At 68.4% G+C, this 14,372-nt stretch carries 15 protein-coding genes and 1 pseudogene; 4 read left to right on the top strand and 12 right to left on the bottom strand.

Translation table 11 applies throughout. From position 1 onward, the window contains the following. The 4 genes from A5646_RS09365 to A5646_RS09350 all read right to left on the bottom strand — a co-directional run. Window positions 1-734, bottom strand: a 734-nt coding sequence (locus A5646_RS09365) for an AMP-binding protein (RefSeq protein ID WP_156765563.1), incomplete at its 3' end; no start/stop codon positions are given. A 19-nt stretch (window positions 735-753) separates the two neighbouring features. Continuing rightward, window positions 754-1,701 (bottom strand): SDR family oxidoreductase, encoded by a 948-nt coding sequence (locus tag A5646_RS09360; RefSeq protein ID WP_067021362.1) that lies wholly within the window; start codon window positions 1,699-1,701, stop codon window positions 754-756. Further along, window positions 1,695-2,918, bottom strand: a complete 1,224-nt coding sequence (locus A5646_RS09355) for a cytochrome P450 (protein ID WP_066861314.1) — start codon at window positions 2,916-2,918, stop codon at window positions 1,695-1,697. The genes A5646_RS09360 and A5646_RS09355 overlap by 7 nt, the downstream gene beginning before the upstream one ends. Next, the gene (locus A5646_RS09350; RefSeq protein ID WP_066861317.1) at window positions 2,915-3,637 is read right to left on the bottom strand and encodes a TetR/AcrR family transcriptional regulator; all 723 of its coding nucleotides are present in this window, start codon (window positions 3,635-3,637) and stop codon (window positions 2,915-2,917) included. The genes A5646_RS09355 and A5646_RS09350 overlap by 4 nt, the downstream gene beginning before the upstream one ends. A 135-nt stretch (window positions 3,638-3,772) precedes the next feature. Between A5646_RS09350 and A5646_RS09345 the strand changes: the two genes are divergently transcribed. Beyond that, entirely contained in the window at window positions 3,773-4,249 is a 477-nt protein-coding gene (locus A5646_RS09345) for a nitroreductase family deazaflavin-dependent oxidoreductase (protein ID WP_066880667.1), read from the top strand. 40 nt (window positions 4,250-4,289) lie between these two features. Here A5646_RS09345 and A5646_RS09340 read toward each other — a convergent pair whose 3' ends face one another. The 3 genes from A5646_RS09340 to A5646_RS09330 form a co-directional block, all read right to left on the bottom strand. Beyond that, a complete protein-coding gene (locus tag A5646_RS09340) occupies window positions 4,290-4,781 on the bottom strand; it encodes a DUF2231 domain-containing protein (protein WP_066880669.1) in 492 nt (163 codons plus the stop codon). Between the two features lie 27 nt (window positions 4,782-4,808). Continuing rightward, entirely contained in the window at window positions 4,809-5,429 is a 621-nt protein-coding gene (locus A5646_RS09335; protein WP_067021360.1) for a hypothetical protein, read from the bottom strand. A gap of 113 nt (window positions 5,430-5,542) precedes the next feature. After that, window positions 5,543-6,355, bottom strand: a complete 813-nt coding sequence (locus A5646_RS09330; RefSeq protein WP_066861329.1) for a SigB/SigF/SigG family RNA polymerase sigma factor — start codon at window positions 6,353-6,355, stop codon at window positions 5,543-5,545. An 848-nt stretch (window positions 6,356-7,203) separates the two neighbouring features. Between A5646_RS09330 and A5646_RS09325 the strand changes: the two genes are divergently transcribed. After that, complete coding sequence (locus A5646_RS09325; protein WP_067021358.1) at window positions 7,204-8,124, top strand: SDR family NAD(P)-dependent oxidoreductase; 921 nt, start codon at window positions 7,204-7,206, stop codon at window positions 8,122-8,124. Between the two features lie 28 nt (window positions 8,125-8,152). Here the strand turns inward: A5646_RS09325 and A5646_RS09320 are convergent, their stop codons facing one another. The 3 genes from A5646_RS09320 to A5646_RS09310 form a co-directional block, all read right to left on the bottom strand. Further along, window positions 8,153-8,788 carry a cutinase family protein gene (locus A5646_RS09320; RefSeq protein ID WP_066880675.1) on the bottom strand — a complete coding sequence of 212 codons (636 nt, stop codon included), beginning with the start codon at window positions 8,786-8,788 and terminating at the stop codon, window positions 8,153-8,155. A gap of 142 nt (window positions 8,789-8,930) precedes the next feature. Then, a complete protein-coding gene (locus A5646_RS09315) occupies window positions 8,931-9,437 on the bottom strand; it encodes a hypothetical protein (protein ID WP_067021356.1) in 507 nt (168 codons plus the stop codon). An 86-nt stretch (window positions 9,438-9,523) separates the two neighbouring features. After that, window positions 9,524-10,195 (bottom strand): TetR/AcrR family transcriptional regulator, encoded by a 672-nt coding sequence (locus A5646_RS09310; RefSeq protein WP_066861341.1) that lies wholly within the window; start codon window positions 10,193-10,195, stop codon window positions 9,524-9,526. A gap of 205 nt (window positions 10,196-10,400) precedes the next feature. On the opposite strand from A5646_RS09310, the gene A5646_RS09305 reads away from it, so the two are divergent. After that, a complete protein-coding gene (locus tag A5646_RS09305) occupies window positions 10,401-12,167 on the top strand; it encodes an amidohydrolase family protein (RefSeq protein ID WP_067021354.1) in 1,767 nt (588 codons plus the stop codon). A 43-nt stretch (window positions 12,168-12,210) separates the two neighbouring features. On the opposite strand, the gene A5646_RS09300 is transcribed toward A5646_RS09305, so the two are convergent. After that, a complete protein-coding gene (locus A5646_RS09300) occupies window positions 12,211-12,810 on the bottom strand; it encodes a TetR/AcrR family transcriptional regulator (RefSeq protein ID WP_066861346.1) in 600 nt (199 codons plus the stop codon). A 119-nt stretch (window positions 12,811-12,929) separates the two neighbouring features. On the opposite strand from A5646_RS09300, the gene A5646_RS09295 reads away from it, so the two are divergent. Continuing rightward, on the top strand, window positions 12,930-13,475 hold the full coding sequence (locus A5646_RS09295) for a cyclopropane-fatty-acyl-phospholipid synthase family protein (RefSeq protein ID WP_067021352.1): 546 nt from the start codon (window positions 12,930-12,932) through the stop codon (window positions 13,473-13,475). A 16-nt stretch (window positions 13,476-13,491) separates the two neighbouring features. Here A5646_RS09295 and A5646_RS09290 read toward each other — a convergent pair. Further along, a pseudogene (locus A5646_RS09290) lies at window positions 13,492-14,220 on the bottom strand (helicase-related protein); the annotation flags it as partial. Between the last annotated feature and the right edge of the window lie 152 nt (window positions 14,221-14,372).

The raw sequence follows: 14,372 nt of genomic DNA, 5'->3' as shown, positions 1-14,372 counted from the left end.
ACCGCGCCGTGGGTGGCGACGGCATCGATCGTCTCGATGGTCAGCGCACTGCCCGCCTCGGACAGCCGCGCGACCGCGGCCTCGAAGGCGGCGCGCTGGTCATCGTCGCGCAGCTCGTAGTCGAACACGATCAAGCGATCGGGCGCGGTGCCCGCCAAGGCCGCCTCGACGGCGGTCGCGAGGTTGTCGAGGCCCACGGCCAGAACGCGCGGCCGGGTCTCGGCGAGGATCGGCGCGTGCTGGGCGGCGGGTGCGCTGGTCTGCAAGGGCACCACCACGGCGCCGAGGTGGATGCAGGCGCATTCGATGGCCGTGTAGTCGATGCTGGCGAACCCCAGCACGCAGACGAAGTCCCCGGCGCGAACCGGGAACCGTCGGTGGTGATGCCAATCGGCGGCCGTGGCCTGCACCCGCGCCCACAGATCGGCATAGGTGATCGTCTCGAAGCGCGGCAGGAAGTTCAGCGCCGAACGGCCCGTTTGCGGATCGGTGACGACCTCGCGGGCGCGCTGCGCGAGCGCCGGCCGCCCGGCGTAGCCCTGCAGGACGGTGGCCATCACCTCGGCGATCCGCAGCCCCGGAGCGCGTGCGGCCGCGGCGATTTCGTCGTCGGGCTTGGTATTGCGGAACTGTTCGTCGTCGGCGTACAACCGCTCACGCCTGCGCGCCAGGCGTTCCCACTGGTCCTGCTGCGCACCCGGATCTTTGACGTCACTGCGACCGACGAACGCCATCTATCACCACTTTCTGAGGTCAATCCGGATAGCTGACACCGGTGAGCCGTTCGGAGAGCCCCCACAGCTCGCGCAGGTCGGCCTCGCTGCGCGCCAGCCGGGGGACATTCGCGAAAGTGACACCGCCCCGGACCGTTTCGTAGAAGCCACGCGGCCCGTAGTATGTGGCGCCCTGCGCATCCGGGGACACCGCGGCGTACAGCGTCGGCTTGATGCCCTCGTCGATGTCGAGCCACATGAACGGCAGCAGCCGCCACGTCAGCTGCGTCAACCGGGCCTGCAAGGTCGGTGTGGTGCGACCGTACGACGCGCCGCTGAGCAGGTTCGTCTTGGTCAGACCCGGGTGCGCGGCGTTGGACATCAATCCCCACCCCCCGCATCGACTGCGCCGATCCAATTCGACGGCGAACATCAATTGCGCCAGCTTGGCGACCCCGTACGAACGCATGGGTTTATAGCCGCGTTGCGCGTTGACGTCGCCGAAGTCGAGATTGCCCTGGGTCGCGGCGAGGCTGCTGATCGTCACCACCCGCGCGGACTCCGCCGCCCGCAGCAAGCCAAGCAACCGTCCGGTCAGCGCGAAATGCCCCAAATGATTTGTGCCGAACTGCAATTCGAATCCGTCACGGGTCTGCTGCCGGCGCGGCGGCGTCATGACGCCGGCATTGTTGATCAGGATGTCGATCGGGCGGCCTTCCGCGGTCAGCTCTTCGGCCAGCCCGGCCACGCTCGGTAGCGACGACAGGTCGAGTTGCCTGATGGTGAGCTTGGCCTGCGGCACCTCCCGGCGGATGTCGGCGACCGCCCGCTCGCCCTTGGCCCCGTCGCGGACGGCCAGCACCACCTCGGCACCCGCGGCGGACAGCCGCTTCGCCAGGCCGAACCCCAGACCGCTGTTGGCCCCCGTCACGACGGCGAATCTGCCCCGCAGGTCGGGAACGTCCAGCGCGAGATCGGGTTTCACCATGTCACGGGCAACTCGTAGAGACCGTAGGCCAGCGCGTCGTGTTTGAACGGGAGCTCATCCAGTGGCACGGCGAGCCGCAGGGTCGGGACGCGGCGCAGCAGGGTGGGCAGGACGATCTGCAACTCCATGCGCGCCAGCTGCTGACCCACGCACTGGTGGCGTCCGTAGCCGAACCCGACGTGCGGCCCGTCCTCGCGCAGCAGGTCCAGCCGGTCGGGATTGGGGAACTGGCGCTCATCCCAGTTCGCGGGGGCGACGTCGAGGATGATGCCGTCACCGGCGCGGATGGTTTCGCCGCCGATCTCGATGTCCTCGACGGCGATTCGGCGCTGCCCGGTCTGGATGATGCTCAGGTAGCGCATCAGCTCTTCGACCGCGGTGGCGATGACCTTGGGATCGTCGGTGTCGTGCAACAGCGCTCGTTGATCCGGGTGTTCGAGCAACGCCGCGATGCTGAGGCTGATCATGTTCGCCGTGGTCTCGTGGCCCGCGATCAGCACGCCGGTGGCCAACTGCGCGGCCTCGCGCACGCTGATCTCGTCGGCGTTGACCCGCTCGGCCAGGTCGGATACCAGATCCTCTGACGGGTCTTGCATTTTCGCCCGCACCAAATTGGCCAGATACTTGGCCAACGAGGCAGCACCCTGGGCGGTGTCCTCCTCGGTCGCGTAGCGGCCCATGCCCCGCTGGGCCTGAGCCTGGAAGAATTCCGCGTCCTCATAGGGCACGCCCAGCAGTTCGCTGATGACCAGCGAGGGGACCGGCAGCGACAGGGTGCTGACGATGTCACCGGGCTTCGGGCCGGCGAGCAGGGCATCGATGTGGTCGTCGGTGATCTTCTGGACCGCCGGCCGCAGCGCCTCAACCCGCTTGAACGTGAACGGTTTAGACAGCATCCGGCGGAACCGGGTGTGTTCTTCGGCGTCGGAGGTGAACACCGAGCGGGGGCGCTTGTGCACCGTGGCCAGCATGCCTTCGTTCCAGTGCGGATAGCCGGGCAACCGGTCGTCGACGCTGGTGCGCGAATCGGTGAACAGCGCGCGTATCGCGTCGTAGCCGTGGATGAGCCAGGGGGTGCTGCCATCCCAGATCCGCACCCTGCTCAGCTGCTTGTCGGCGTTGAGCGCCAACACCTTCGGGGGTGGGGCGAACGGGCAGCCGGGGGCCCGCGTCATCGGGAACTCCGGGAGATCGGTGGCGGTGGATCCTGCGGTCATCGTGCTCCTCTGTTGTCGGCCTGCGCGGTGGTGTGTCCCGGCTGGCCGCCGGCCGCACCCACATGGACGGGCGCGCGCCAGAGGCCGACGATCGCGTCGATCAGCCCTTCGCCGGCCACCGGCCACGCCGACCGCGACCGCGGTCCGTGTTCGGCCAGTGCGCCCTCGTGTTCGGCGCAGGTGTGCATGAGTAGGTTGCGCACCATCACCATCCGTTCGGCACGCACTCGCTTGGGTAGCTCCGGCAGGCAGCGGTTGATGCCGTCGAGCGTGCGGACCAGCAGCGGTGACGCCAGGGCGTCCTTGGTGACCACATGCCGGTATGTCGGGTCGGCCATCGCCTGCGCGGCGAACCGGGCGTACCAGGTCGGGGTGCCCAGCGCGGACAGATGATCGGTCAACGGGCGAACCAGCGCGCCGACCCAGTCCCGCAGCTCGCTCGATTCGCCGATGGCGCCCAGCATCTGGGCGCGCAGTTCCTCGATCGGCTCGCGGTGCTTGCTCTCGATCGCGCGGAGCAGGTCGACCCTGGTGCCGAAGTGGTAGCACGCCGCGGCGTTGTTGCCCTGCCCGGCCGCCTCGCTGATCTGCCGATTGGACACGGCGTACATCCCGCGTTCGGCGAACAGCACTTCGGCGGCCGACAAGATCGCCTCGCGAGTGCTTGTCGACCTATCGGAGCGGGCGACCCGCTCGGCGGTCATCGCCTCAGTGAACACGCCGCGCCGGATTAAATCAAGCAATTTATTTATCCGGCGGCGATCGGTCGCGGGCCGTCGCCGAAACCCCGGTTCGTCAGCGGTATTTCATCGACGCGTCGCCCCAGTCCGGCACCCGCGGCATACAGTCGTCGCATGAATCCGCTGCAGCGGTGGGCCCGCAACCCGACGGTCTACCGCGTGCTGATCCTGAACGGTCACCGGCTCGTGGAGTGGCTCGAAGCCGCGCTGCGTTTCCTGACCAACGGACGCCTCGGCGTTTTGGATGTGGCCGGCCTGCCCAACGTGCGGATCACCGTCTCTGGTCGCAAAACCGGCCTCGCCCGCAGCGCCACCGTGCAATACGTCCCCCTCGATGGGGCCCTGTTGCTGATCGGAGCAAACTGGGGGCGCGCATGCCACCCATCCTGGTCCGCGAATCTCAAAGCGGCGCAACGTGTCACCATGCGCCGGCGTGGGCACCGTTGCGTGGCGGCGGTGCGCCTGCTCGATGGCGCGGAACGCGATGAAGCGTGGGACAAGGCGCTGGCGTCCTGGCCGAATTATCGCCTCGCCCAGGAACGCGCCGGCCGGCGCCGATTCCGGTTGTTTCTACTCACGCCCGCCGGATGAATCGCGATCGGCCGTCCTGCTTTTGGCCGACAGGGGGCCCTCAGCCCGCGTGGTTCTTGGTCAGGCGCGCGATCTCGGTGCCCCAGACGGATTGAGCACCAGCGTCGCCCACCCGGTAGATCTGGACCATCGACGAGATCCCCACCGCCAGCGCGACTATCGCGACGAGTGTCCGGGTGGCGGCGCGGCCCTTGTCGGATCGGCGTTCAATCACCCGCACGACGACGAGCACGACCGCGGTCGCCAGCAACGCGCCGGCGAAATAGGCCATCAGGCTGCCCCGCTCGGCGTGCTCGCGCAAGATCGGGCTGGGGTTCGCCCTCAGGTCGTAGAGCCATCCGCCGGCGTTGATGGTGATGGGCGTCAACACCATGGTGACCACGGCAAGGATCAACGTCAGCCACAGCAGCTGTCCGCGCCGGGCCGCCGGCCATAACCCGCACACGATCACCAGCAGGGCGGTCAGCGGCACCAGCACCAGGACGAAGTGCAGCCATAGGGCGTGAGCCGGCATGCCGTTGATGACGTTCATGGCGTCCCTCGCGGTTTGAAGCGGCGCCTAGCCGCCGAGCCCCTTCTTGATGGCCGCGTCCTGCTTCTGGCCGACGTCGTTGACGAAGTCCGGGGGTGCCAGCGTGTCGGTCGGCCCGTCGAACTCCAGCGTCGCGAGCGCCTTGCCCTCGGTGAAGAGCAGGATCACCACGCCCTTGCTGCGGTCGGGGGTGTTGCCCATCAGCATCGTTCCACCGCTGCCGATGTTGGACGGCTGCGTGGTGGGATCTTTGATCGCCCCGCCCTGTTGACCCTTGGCGGTGTTCAGCGCGTTGGTGGCGGCGTCGGGGTCGTCGAACACGTTGATGGTGACCTTGATGGCGTGGCTGCCGTCGTCGTCTTTGAAGGTGGTCGCCACGCCCGGCTGGCCGTTGGGATTGTCGGTCGGGGGAGCGGCGGTGAAGGGGACCGGGGCGTTGATGTCACTGGCCTGGATCAGCAGCTTGGTGTACTCGTTGGGCTGCGCCGGTGACGCCGGCGCCGAGCTGCTGGGTGCGGAGGTTGCCGAGGTGGCCGATCCCGACTTCGACGGCGACGGCTGCGGTTTGTTGTTGCCGCAGCCGGCGACCGACACCGCAAGTGCCGTCGTCGCTGCGACACCCGCGAGCACCGTTCGTGACATCCTCATCGCATCGAGCTCCTTCCAGGTTTTCCTGGCGACACCGTCGGGTGATCCTTCGAATCGCACAGTACATTGCTGCGCGGCGGCGGATGCCGCGCAGCGTCCTGGGGAGCCGAGCGCTACTCGAGCTGATCGCGCAGGCAGCTCAGCGTGTTGGCCAGGATGCGGGACACCTGCATCTGGGACACGCCGATGCGCTCGGCGATCTGGCTCTGCGTCATGGATTCGAAGAACCGCATGCGCAACACCTCGCGTTCGCGCTCGGGGAGGGTGGCAACCAACACCCGCAGCGCTTCCCGGTTGGTGATGTGCTCGATCTGCGGATCGATGTCGCCGACCGAGTCGGCCACCGAGCGAGGAGTTCCCGAACTGTCGGCGCCGAGCGGCGCGTCGAGGGAGTCGAGCCGGTAGGCGTCGCCGGCGACGAGGCATTCCACGATCTCCTCGCGCGGAACCTCGAGCACCTGCGAAAGCTCACCCGCGGTGGGCGCACGGCCGAGTTGTTGCGACAAATCGGCGGTCGTCCTGCTGATCTGCACGTGCAACTCGCGCAGCCGCCGCGGGACGCGCATTCCCCAGCTGTAGTCGCGGAAGTAACGCCTGACCTCGCCCATCATCGTGGGGACCGCGAAGCCGATGAAGCTCGGACCCTTCGCGGGGTCGAACCGGTTGACGGCGTTCATCAGGCCCAGCCGAGCAACCTGAATGAGATCGTCGAGGCCCTCGCCCCGGCGGGCGAAGTGGCTGGCCACGTGGTCGGCCAGCGGCAGGCACCGGGACACGATGCGTTCGCGCTGATGGGCGTATTCGTACGATTCGGCCGGCAACTCCTGCAGTACCAGGAACATTTCGACGACATCGTCGTAGGAATCATCGGATTTGGTGGTCCGCGTGGTCGGGGCCGGACGGGTTGCAGAAATTACGTTGGTCATCGGCTGGCGCACCCCATGTTCACTCGAAGAATCGGGTAAACGGTTGCGCGAAAACAAGTTTGCATCGCTGACTCCTAGAGTCGTCCGCGGTGAAGGTTTGCAGCTATGCGCACTTCTCGCCCCCACAGCATCTCGATCCGCAGGACGGTCGGTGGGCCAACGCGCGACACGAAGCGAAAGGTGACTGGGGCTGATTCGCCGGAGCCATACCAAGCTCAGTAGCCATGCGGCTGACTGGACCGCTTTTAGCTAAACGGCGACACGTCCACAACGGACTTCATTGGAGACTATACGCCCCCTTGCACCATCCGGCGATCGCTCGGGTCGACGGATTCAGATAATTTCTGAACAGTTTCCACGGTGTAGCAGCGGGGGGTCGGCAACCCGCGGTTGCAGGGCTTCGACGCCCTCCCGAGCGCTGGCGCACGTCCCCCAGCTGCGGTGTTATCGAGGTGCTGCGGCCCGCGGGGAAGCGCCCGGCAAACTGATTCGGGCCGATTCGGGGCCACTTCTACCTGAGGTGATTGCTTTACCTGCCACCCCGGTGGACGGTACGCGGCTTTGCCCGGCGGGGCAGCGGGGCCGCACCCGGCGCCGCCGGGGGTGCGTTTGTGCAGCGCGATGGCGGCGACGAGGTGCCAAACCTGCCCGTGTTGGCGGGTTGCCGGCGGCGTGCAGCACCGCGTGCGAGGTAAACGTGGGTTTGCGTTCTCATTTCTGAGTCGGCTGGGTACTGTTCGCCTAATGTTCGTGACCACCGTCGAGCGCGTGCCCATCAACCGGCCGCGAGAGCAATTCGCGGGCAACGCTTTACGGTGCGCACCGGTTGGCGCACACCGGAGCTTGCGATGAGCCGAATCGGTCCCGAGGGCCCGCTGTCGGGGCACGGTGTGGTGGTTTCGGGCGGTAGTCGAGGTATCGGCCGCGCGGTCGCCGAGCTGCTGGGCAGCCTCGGTGCCGGCGTCGTCGTCAACGGGCGCGACGAACAGGCCGTGCACGAAACGGTCGCGGCGATCACGGCGGCCGGCGGGCGGGCCCACGCGGTGGTGGGAGCCGCGGACGACGAGCGCGTCGCCCGTCGGCTCGTCGACGCATGCGTGAGCACGTTCGGGCGGTTGGACACGCTGATCAATTGCGCCGGGATCGCCGAACCGCCCGGTTCGTCGATCCTGACCGTCTCCCCGGTCGAGTTCGACCGTCTGATCAGCGGTCACCTCGGCACGGTGTTCCACACCTGCCGGGTGGCCGCTCCGGTGCTCGCCGCCCAGGGGCACGGCGCCATCGTCAACACCAGCTCGGTGGCGTTCCTGGGTGACTACGGCGGCACCGGATATCCGGCGGGCAAGGGCGCCGTCAACGGCCTGACGATGGCGATCGCCGCCGAACTGAAGCCCTACCGCGTGCGGGCCAACGTGGTGTGCCCCGGGGCCAGGACCCGGCTGTCTACCGGCGCCGACTACGAGAAGCACATCGAAGACCTGCACCGCCGGGGGCTGCTCGACGAGATGACCATGCGGGCCTCGCTCGACAGCGCTCCGCCCGAATTCGTCGCACCGGTCTACGCGTATCTGGCCGGTGACCTCTCGCGCGACGTGACGGGTCAAATCCTTGTTGCCGCAGGCGGTTTCGTGGGCAGTTTCGATCGCCAAACGCCGCGGCTGCTGGGCTACCGCGACCACCACCAAGCCGGGCCGTGGTCGGTGCAGGACGTGCACGAGATGGTCGGCGGCACGCGCGCCGAAGAACCGGCCGGAAAGTCGGCGACCTAGCCACGCCTGAGGCGTCCGCGCGCCCGGCTTACGAGAGGCGCTTGGCGGCGAAATCGGCCGCCTGGTCGACCATGCCTGCCTCGACGTACTGCCGGTGCGCGGCGGGGTTGCCCGCGTCGGAACACACCGGATCGCCGGGCACGCACAACTCGAGGGTCTTCGCCGCGTACAGCGGCCCGATGGTCACCGGCGGCTCGTTGATGATGCTCATGAACTGGCTCGACGGCTTGCCGAACAGCGCCACCGCGGCCACGTGGTTGGCCACCTCGGCCGGCATCGGCTGCAGCGCCTGCACCAGGTGCACGCCGTCGGGTACGGCGCTTTCGGTGACGAAGCCCATCACCGCCGCGCCCTGCGAGTAGCCGCCCAGCACCATCTTGGTGCGCGGGCAATTCGCGGCCATCTGCTCGACGTGGTTGCCGGCGTCGCTGATGCCGTCGGCGGCGGTGGGAAAGTCGGTGGTGGCCGGATAGTTGACCGGATAAACCCCCACCGACTTCCCGCCGACGTGCGAACGCAGGGTGTCGACGAAGCTCTGGCCGATGCGGCCGATACCTGGGGGCTCAGTGGTGCCCCTGGCGAACACCACCTCGACGTCGGGGCATGGTTCTGCGGACGCCGGCTCGACCGGGCCGATCAGCAGAGCCGAAAACGGCGACAGCACAGCACAAGTCAACACGGCGAAAGGATGCGCCTTCACATCGCGATCCTGCCACAGGACGCCGCCGCGCGCGCGTCGTGCGGATCGTCCCCGCCCCGGATGTGACGAAGACCTCCACGTCGACTGGTCACGTCGACGAGCTGCGCTACCTGTGGGCGCGACCCTGCCGCTTCGCGCGGAACGCGGACTGGGCGGCGTGCAGCGCGCCGCGGAATGTGTACGCGGCAGCCACCACGCACAGCAGGATCAACACGACGAACATCGGCAGCCAGTTGTCCCTGCTGTGACTGACGTTCCACCAGATGATCGTGAAGAGCACGGCACAGAGCAGCAGGACCCCGTCCCGCCAGTTGCCGTGGTAGGACAGCGCGGCCCGGCGCAGCACGCGGCTGCGGTCCGCCGCATCGATCAGGTCGTCGACGCGACCCTCGATGCTGCGCCGCAATTCGGCGCGCCTGTCGACGTCTTCGGGCGGGAGTCGGTCGAGCAGGTCCATGTCCTGCTTGATCGCTTCGCGGTAATCAGGACCCCGGAATTGCCCGGCCGCCACCGCGAGCAGCGCGCCACCAAAGATGGGCGCGCTGTTCAGCGCGACCTGTGCCAAACCCACCACGTCGAGGCCTCCTTCGATCGTTGGACAGCGTCGGCCCATTGAGGATTAGCGCATCGCCCGCGCGCAGACTTCAAGACATAACGGCGAATGTGTATGGTCAAAATCGCCGCTCCCACCGCCCGGGATCAGGACGCTTTCGAGGACCGGCGGCGCGTTGGGGCCGGCTCGGGCGCGCCGAGGGCATCCATGGCGCGGACCAGCTGCGGGTAGGCGATCGCCGGCCCGATCCAGCGGCTGAGGTAGCGGCGCAGATCGTCGCCGGTGCGCGGTGGCCGTCCCGGGTCCGCCAGGAAGGAATGCAGAACCCGCAGCGAGAATTCGTTCAGCTCGTCCAGGCCCGCTTCGTCGAAACCGTAACGCTCCCAGTCGATGTCGTAGCGGTGCAACATCGAACGGCCGAACGCCAACGCGGTATCGGAGACGATCGACACCTTCTGGCCGCCGCGGTGGCGCTGGTTGAGCACGAATTCGACCTGGTTGTCCGAGGCGAGCTCTTCGACCGCGAAAGCCATGCCTTCGGTGATGGCCACCACCGGATCGGTGACACCTTCGAGATGGGCTGCCATGCGATCGAGGAAGCCGTCGGCCGACCGCATCGCCGACGCTACCAGCAAGGCCTGCGTGCCGGGAAAGTACCGATAGACGGTCTGGCGGGTGACCCCCAGCGCGCGTGCCACGTCGGCGATCCGCATCGCCGAGCCGCGTTCGTCGATGATCTTGTCTGCTGCGTCCAGGATGCGCTCGATCGCCTCCGCGTCCGACGCGGGGGTGTTTCCCGCCCAACCGTGACTGCGCATGATTAACGGACGGCAAACCCGTAGCCGATGAACCCCACCGCTGGATCATATCGTCTGCCGGGGCGTCATCGGTGCTGGCTAACCGCGCGGTCGGGCGCCGATTACGCGGCAAGACAAAACGGGCATTATGTATGATCACTGCGGATCTCCGAGGCAGCGGCCCGACGGTCTCCCCACGCGCCCGGCGCAACAGAAAGGCCGACCGATGCAGTACGACACCGTGATCGCCAACGGACGCTGGTTCGACGGGACGGGCGGGCCGTCGGCCTACCGGGACATCGGCGTGCGGGACGGGCGGGTCGTCACCATCGCCAAGGGCCCGCTGGACACCACCGGCGCCCGGGTCATCGACGCCACCGGTCAGTGGGTGATCCCCGGCATCATCGACATTCACACCCACTACGACATCGAAACCCTCTGTGAGCCGGCGCTTTCCGAATCGCTGCGACACGGCGTGACGACCGTGATGTTGGGGTCCTGCTCGCTGTCCACGGTGTACCTGGACAATGTCGACGCGGGCGACATCTTCGGCCGCGTGGAGGCGATTCCGCGGCGCTATGTCATCGAGCAGCTCAACGCGACCCGGTCGTGGAACAGCCCCAAGGAATATGTGGCCGCGCTCGAGCGGCTGAACCTGGGCCCCAACATCGCGGCGTTCATCGGGCACTCCGACATGCGCGCCGCCACGATGGGCCTGGACCGGGCGACCCGCAAGGACGTCCGCCCGTCGGCGGCCGAACTCGCGCGGATGGAGGCGATGCTGGAAGAGGCGCTCGACGAAGGCTTCGTCGGGTTGTCCTCGCAGCAACTGCTGTTCGACAAACTCGACGGCGAGGTCTGCCGGTCGCGCACCCTGCCGTCGACCTACGCCAAGCCCCGCGAGCTGCGGCGCCTGAACGCCATCCTGCGGCGGCGCAACAAGATCCTGCAGTCGGGCCCCGATATCAAGAACCCGCTGTCGATCGTTTCCCAATTGGCCACCTCCCTCGGGGTGGGGCGCCGCCGGTTGAAGACCAGCCTGCTCTCGGCCGCCGACGTCAAGTCCCTGCCGCCCGTCATCTACCTGATGGACTGGCTGGCGCGGATGGTCAACGCGCTCGGCGCCGATTTCCGCTGGCAGCATCTGCCGGTCCCGTTCGAGGTCTACGCCGACGGGATTTCGCTGGTGATCTTCGAGGAGTTCGGCTCCGGCGCCGCGGCCCTGCACCTACAGGACGAGATCGCCCGCAACGAGCTGATGCGCGACGAGGACTACCGGCGGCAGTTCCGCAAGGACTACGACCAGAAGTACGGCCCCCGGGTGTGGCACCGCGACTTCTTCGATGCCGACATCGTGGCCTGCCCCGACGAATCGGTCGTCGGTAAATCGTTCGGGCAGGTGGGCCTGGACCGCGGCGGCCTGCACCCGGTCGACGCGTTCCTCGACCTGGTGCTCGAGCACGGCGAAAAGCTGCGCTGGCGCACCACGATCTCCAACCACCGGCCCGAACTGCTCAAGAAGCTGGCGCAAAGCCCGGGCGTGCAGATGGGGTTCTCGGACGCCGGCGCGCACCTGCGCAACATGGCCTTCTACAACTCCGGGCTGCGCCTGCTGCGCCACGTGCGCGACGCCGAGAAGCGGGGCACGCCGTTCATGTCGATCGAGCACGCCGTGCACCGGCTCACCGGCGAGCTCGGCGCCTGGTACGAGCTCGACGCCGGCACCCTGCGGGAAGGCGACCGCGCCGATATCGTCGTGATCGACCCCGAGAGGCTCGACGACTCCCTCGACGCCTATGCCGAACATCCCGTCGAGTCCTACGGCGGGCTGTCGCGGATGGTGAACCGCAACGACGCCACCGTCACGGCGGTTTTGGTGTCCGGCAACCTCGCGTTCGGCGCCGGCAAGGCGTCGCCGGAGCTGGGCGAGAAACGATTCGGTGAGTTTCTCCGGGCGGGCGCGTCGGCGCGAAAGCCTGCCTACGCCGGCTAGCCGCGCCGATTGCGCGGGGGTTTGTGCTGGGGCGCCGCAGTTTTCAGGCCACCGACGCACCCAGGATGAGGTTGACCGCCTCGTCGAGCTGCCCGGAGATCTCGGCGAAGCTGACGAACCGGGCGGTCATCAGCGCACCCGAAAAGGTCATCTGCAGCGTGGATCTCACGGCGCGGGGCCACCCCGGACCGAGCGCGGCCGCGATCCGCTTGGCCACTTCCTCGCCGATCTGTTCGCGAAGGGGGGTGACCGCCGGATCATCGGCCATCAGGGCCGCGCCGCAGGCGGCGGTCAGTTCCGGCTCGTCGGCGACGACGACCGCCATGTCCCGCAGGGTTGCGCTCACCCGGGTTTTGGTCGTCTCGTTGACGTCGGTGTGCAGCGGCAGGTCCCGCAGGAAGCGCAGATACACCGCCGCCACCAGCGCACTTTTCGACGGGAAGTAGGTGTAGGCGCTGGCCGGCGACACCCCGGCGCGCGTCGCCACGGCGCGCATCGTCAGATTCGCGTACGAGGATTCCCGCAGCTCCGCCAGCCCGGCGTCGAGCACCTTGCGGATGGTCTGCCCGGGCCGGCGGTCGGATCGGCGGGCCGCGCCGACCGTTTTCCCGGCGACCGCCGGGGACGACGCATCTCTAGACACCCGTCCAGTGTAGAAACGGGTCCTGCCACCAACAACTTCCATCGCGGGCGGTCGGCGCGAGCGCGGGATCCCGATAACGGACAAGTGTCCAGAAGAAGCCGGGTTCTAGAGTGGCGGCTATGGGCGAAGCGGACCGGCGTCGCTGGGACGATCGGTACGCGGCCAAGGGGCCGCCACCGTTGAGTTCGGTTGCGCCTCCGGGCGTTTTCGCGGGCCACGCGGATGTGTTTCCCGTCGCGGGGCGGGCCCTCGACCTGGCCTGCGGGCAGGGGACCGGCTCGGTCTGGCTGGCGGCACGCGGCCTGCAGGTGCTGGGGCTCGACGTCTCGCCGGTGGCCATCGCCCACGCGCGGGCACTGGCCCAGCGGGCCGGCGTGGGTGACCGCTGCCGCTTCGACGTCGTCGATTTCGACGCCGGCCTGCCGGCGGGGGCGCCGGTCGATGTGATCCTGTGCTGCAAGTTCCGCGACCCCCGCCTCGACCGGGCGATCGTCGATCGGCTCGCGCCGGGCGGCCTGCTGGCGATCGCCGCATTGAGTGAGGTCGGGGCGAGCCCGGGTCCCTTTCGCGCCGTGGCCGGCGAACTGCCCGCCGCGTTCGCCGGCCTGGAGTTGATCGGCGCCGGCGAAGGCGACGGTCAGGCGTGGCTGCTGGCCCGGCGCTGACCGCCGCGACCGCGGGCTAGCCGGTAGCGCCCTGCGCGCGGCTGGCGCGGCGGCGATCCGGCCGTCGTCGAGGCGCAGCGGTGCGGTGCGACATCGCCGATTCCGTGGGGGTGGGATTGGTCCTCGGCGACCTGCTGGTCCGGCGGCGCCGCTGCCCGCCGGAGTTGGCCCGATGCTGCACCGGCGCGTGCGAGGGCGCCCGGGCCGGCGCGGGGGCCTGGTAGGGCGCGACCTCGCCCACCAGCGCCTGCACCGCCTCGGACGCGGCGGTTACCTGCACCGGGGCGACCTGGATGCCGGCCTTGCGCATCAGCAACTGGGTGTCACGGCGCTGCTCGGGCAACACCACGGTGACCACGTCTCCGGCGCTGCCCGCCCGCGCCGTTCGCCCGGACCGGTGCAGATAGGACTTGTGCTCGGCGGGCGGGTCGATGTGCACGACGAGCTCGACCTCGTCGACGTGCACGCCGCGCGCGGCGATGTCGGTCGCCACCAGCACCCGGGCGCCGCCCGAGGCGAACATCGCCAGGTTGCGCTCGCGTGCCGGCTGAGACAGGTTGCCGTGCAGGTCGACTGACGGAACTCCCGATTCGGTGAGCTGCCTGGCGAGCTTGCGGGCCTGATGCTTGGTGCGCATGAACAGAATCCGCCGACCGGTGCCGGAGGCGAGCCGGTGCACCACCTCTTTCTTGGCCTCGGCGTTGGCGACGTGGAAGACGTGATGGGTCATTTCGGGCACCCTGGACAACGGCGTCGACAAGCTCGTACAGCGATTCCTGCGCAACGAGGTGCTGCACTCGGTCGACGAGCCCAACTCGCCGGTGCCCGAAATGACCCATCACGTCTTCCACGTCGCCAACGCCGAGGCCAAGAAAGAGGTGGTGCACCGGCTCGCCT

The sequence above is a fragment of the Mycobacterium sp. 1245499.0 genome, assembly GCF_001673615.1.
Lineage (GTDB): Bacteria > Actinomycetota > Actinomycetes > Mycobacteriales > Mycobacteriaceae > Mycobacterium > Mycobacterium europaeum_A.
Note: the sequence above shows the minus strand (reverse complement) of the source record. Positions and strands in the feature narration are given on the sequence as shown.

Excerpts from the sequence above, each read along its gene's own strand:
- A5646_RS09360 (WP_067021362.1), bottom strand. The coding sequence starts at position 1,701 with ATGGTGAAACCCGATCTCGCGCTGGACGTTCCCGACCTGCGGGGCAGA.
- A5646_RS09355 (WP_066861314.1), bottom strand. The coding sequence starts at position 2,918 with ATGACCGCAGGATCCACCGCCACCGATCTCCCGGAGTTCCCGATGACG.
- A5646_RS09345 (WP_066880667.1), top strand. The coding sequence starts at position 3,773 with ATGAATCCGCTGCAGCGGTGGGCCCGCAACCCGACGGTCTACCGCGTG.
- A5646_RS09340 (WP_066880669.1), bottom strand. The coding sequence starts at position 4,781 with ATGAACGTCATCAACGGCATGCCGGCTCACGCCCTATGGCTGCACTTC.
- A5646_RS09335 (WP_067021360.1), bottom strand. The coding sequence starts at position 5,429 with ATGAGGATGTCACGAACGGTGCTCGCGGGTGTCGCAGCGACGACGGCA.
- A5646_RS09330 (WP_066861329.1), bottom strand. The coding sequence starts at position 6,355 with ATGACCAACGTAATTTCTGCAACCCGTCCGGCCCCGACCACGCGGACC.
- A5646_RS09325 (WP_067021358.1), top strand. The coding sequence starts at position 7,204 with ATGAGCCGAATCGGTCCCGAGGGCCCGCTGTCGGGGCACGGTGTGGTG.
- A5646_RS09315 (WP_067021356.1), bottom strand. The coding sequence starts at position 9,437 with ATGGGCCGACGCTGTCCAACGATCGAAGGAGGCCTCGACGTGGTGGGT.
- A5646_RS09310 (WP_066861341.1), bottom strand. The coding sequence starts at position 10,195 with ATGCGCAGTCACGGTTGGGCGGGAAACACCCCCGCGTCGGACGCGGAG.
- A5646_RS09305 (WP_067021354.1), top strand. The coding sequence starts at position 10,401 with ATGCAGTACGACACCGTGATCGCCAACGGACGCTGGTTCGACGGGACG.
- A5646_RS09295 (WP_067021352.1), top strand. The coding sequence starts at position 12,930 with ATGGGCGAAGCGGACCGGCGTCGCTGGGACGATCGGTACGCGGCCAAG.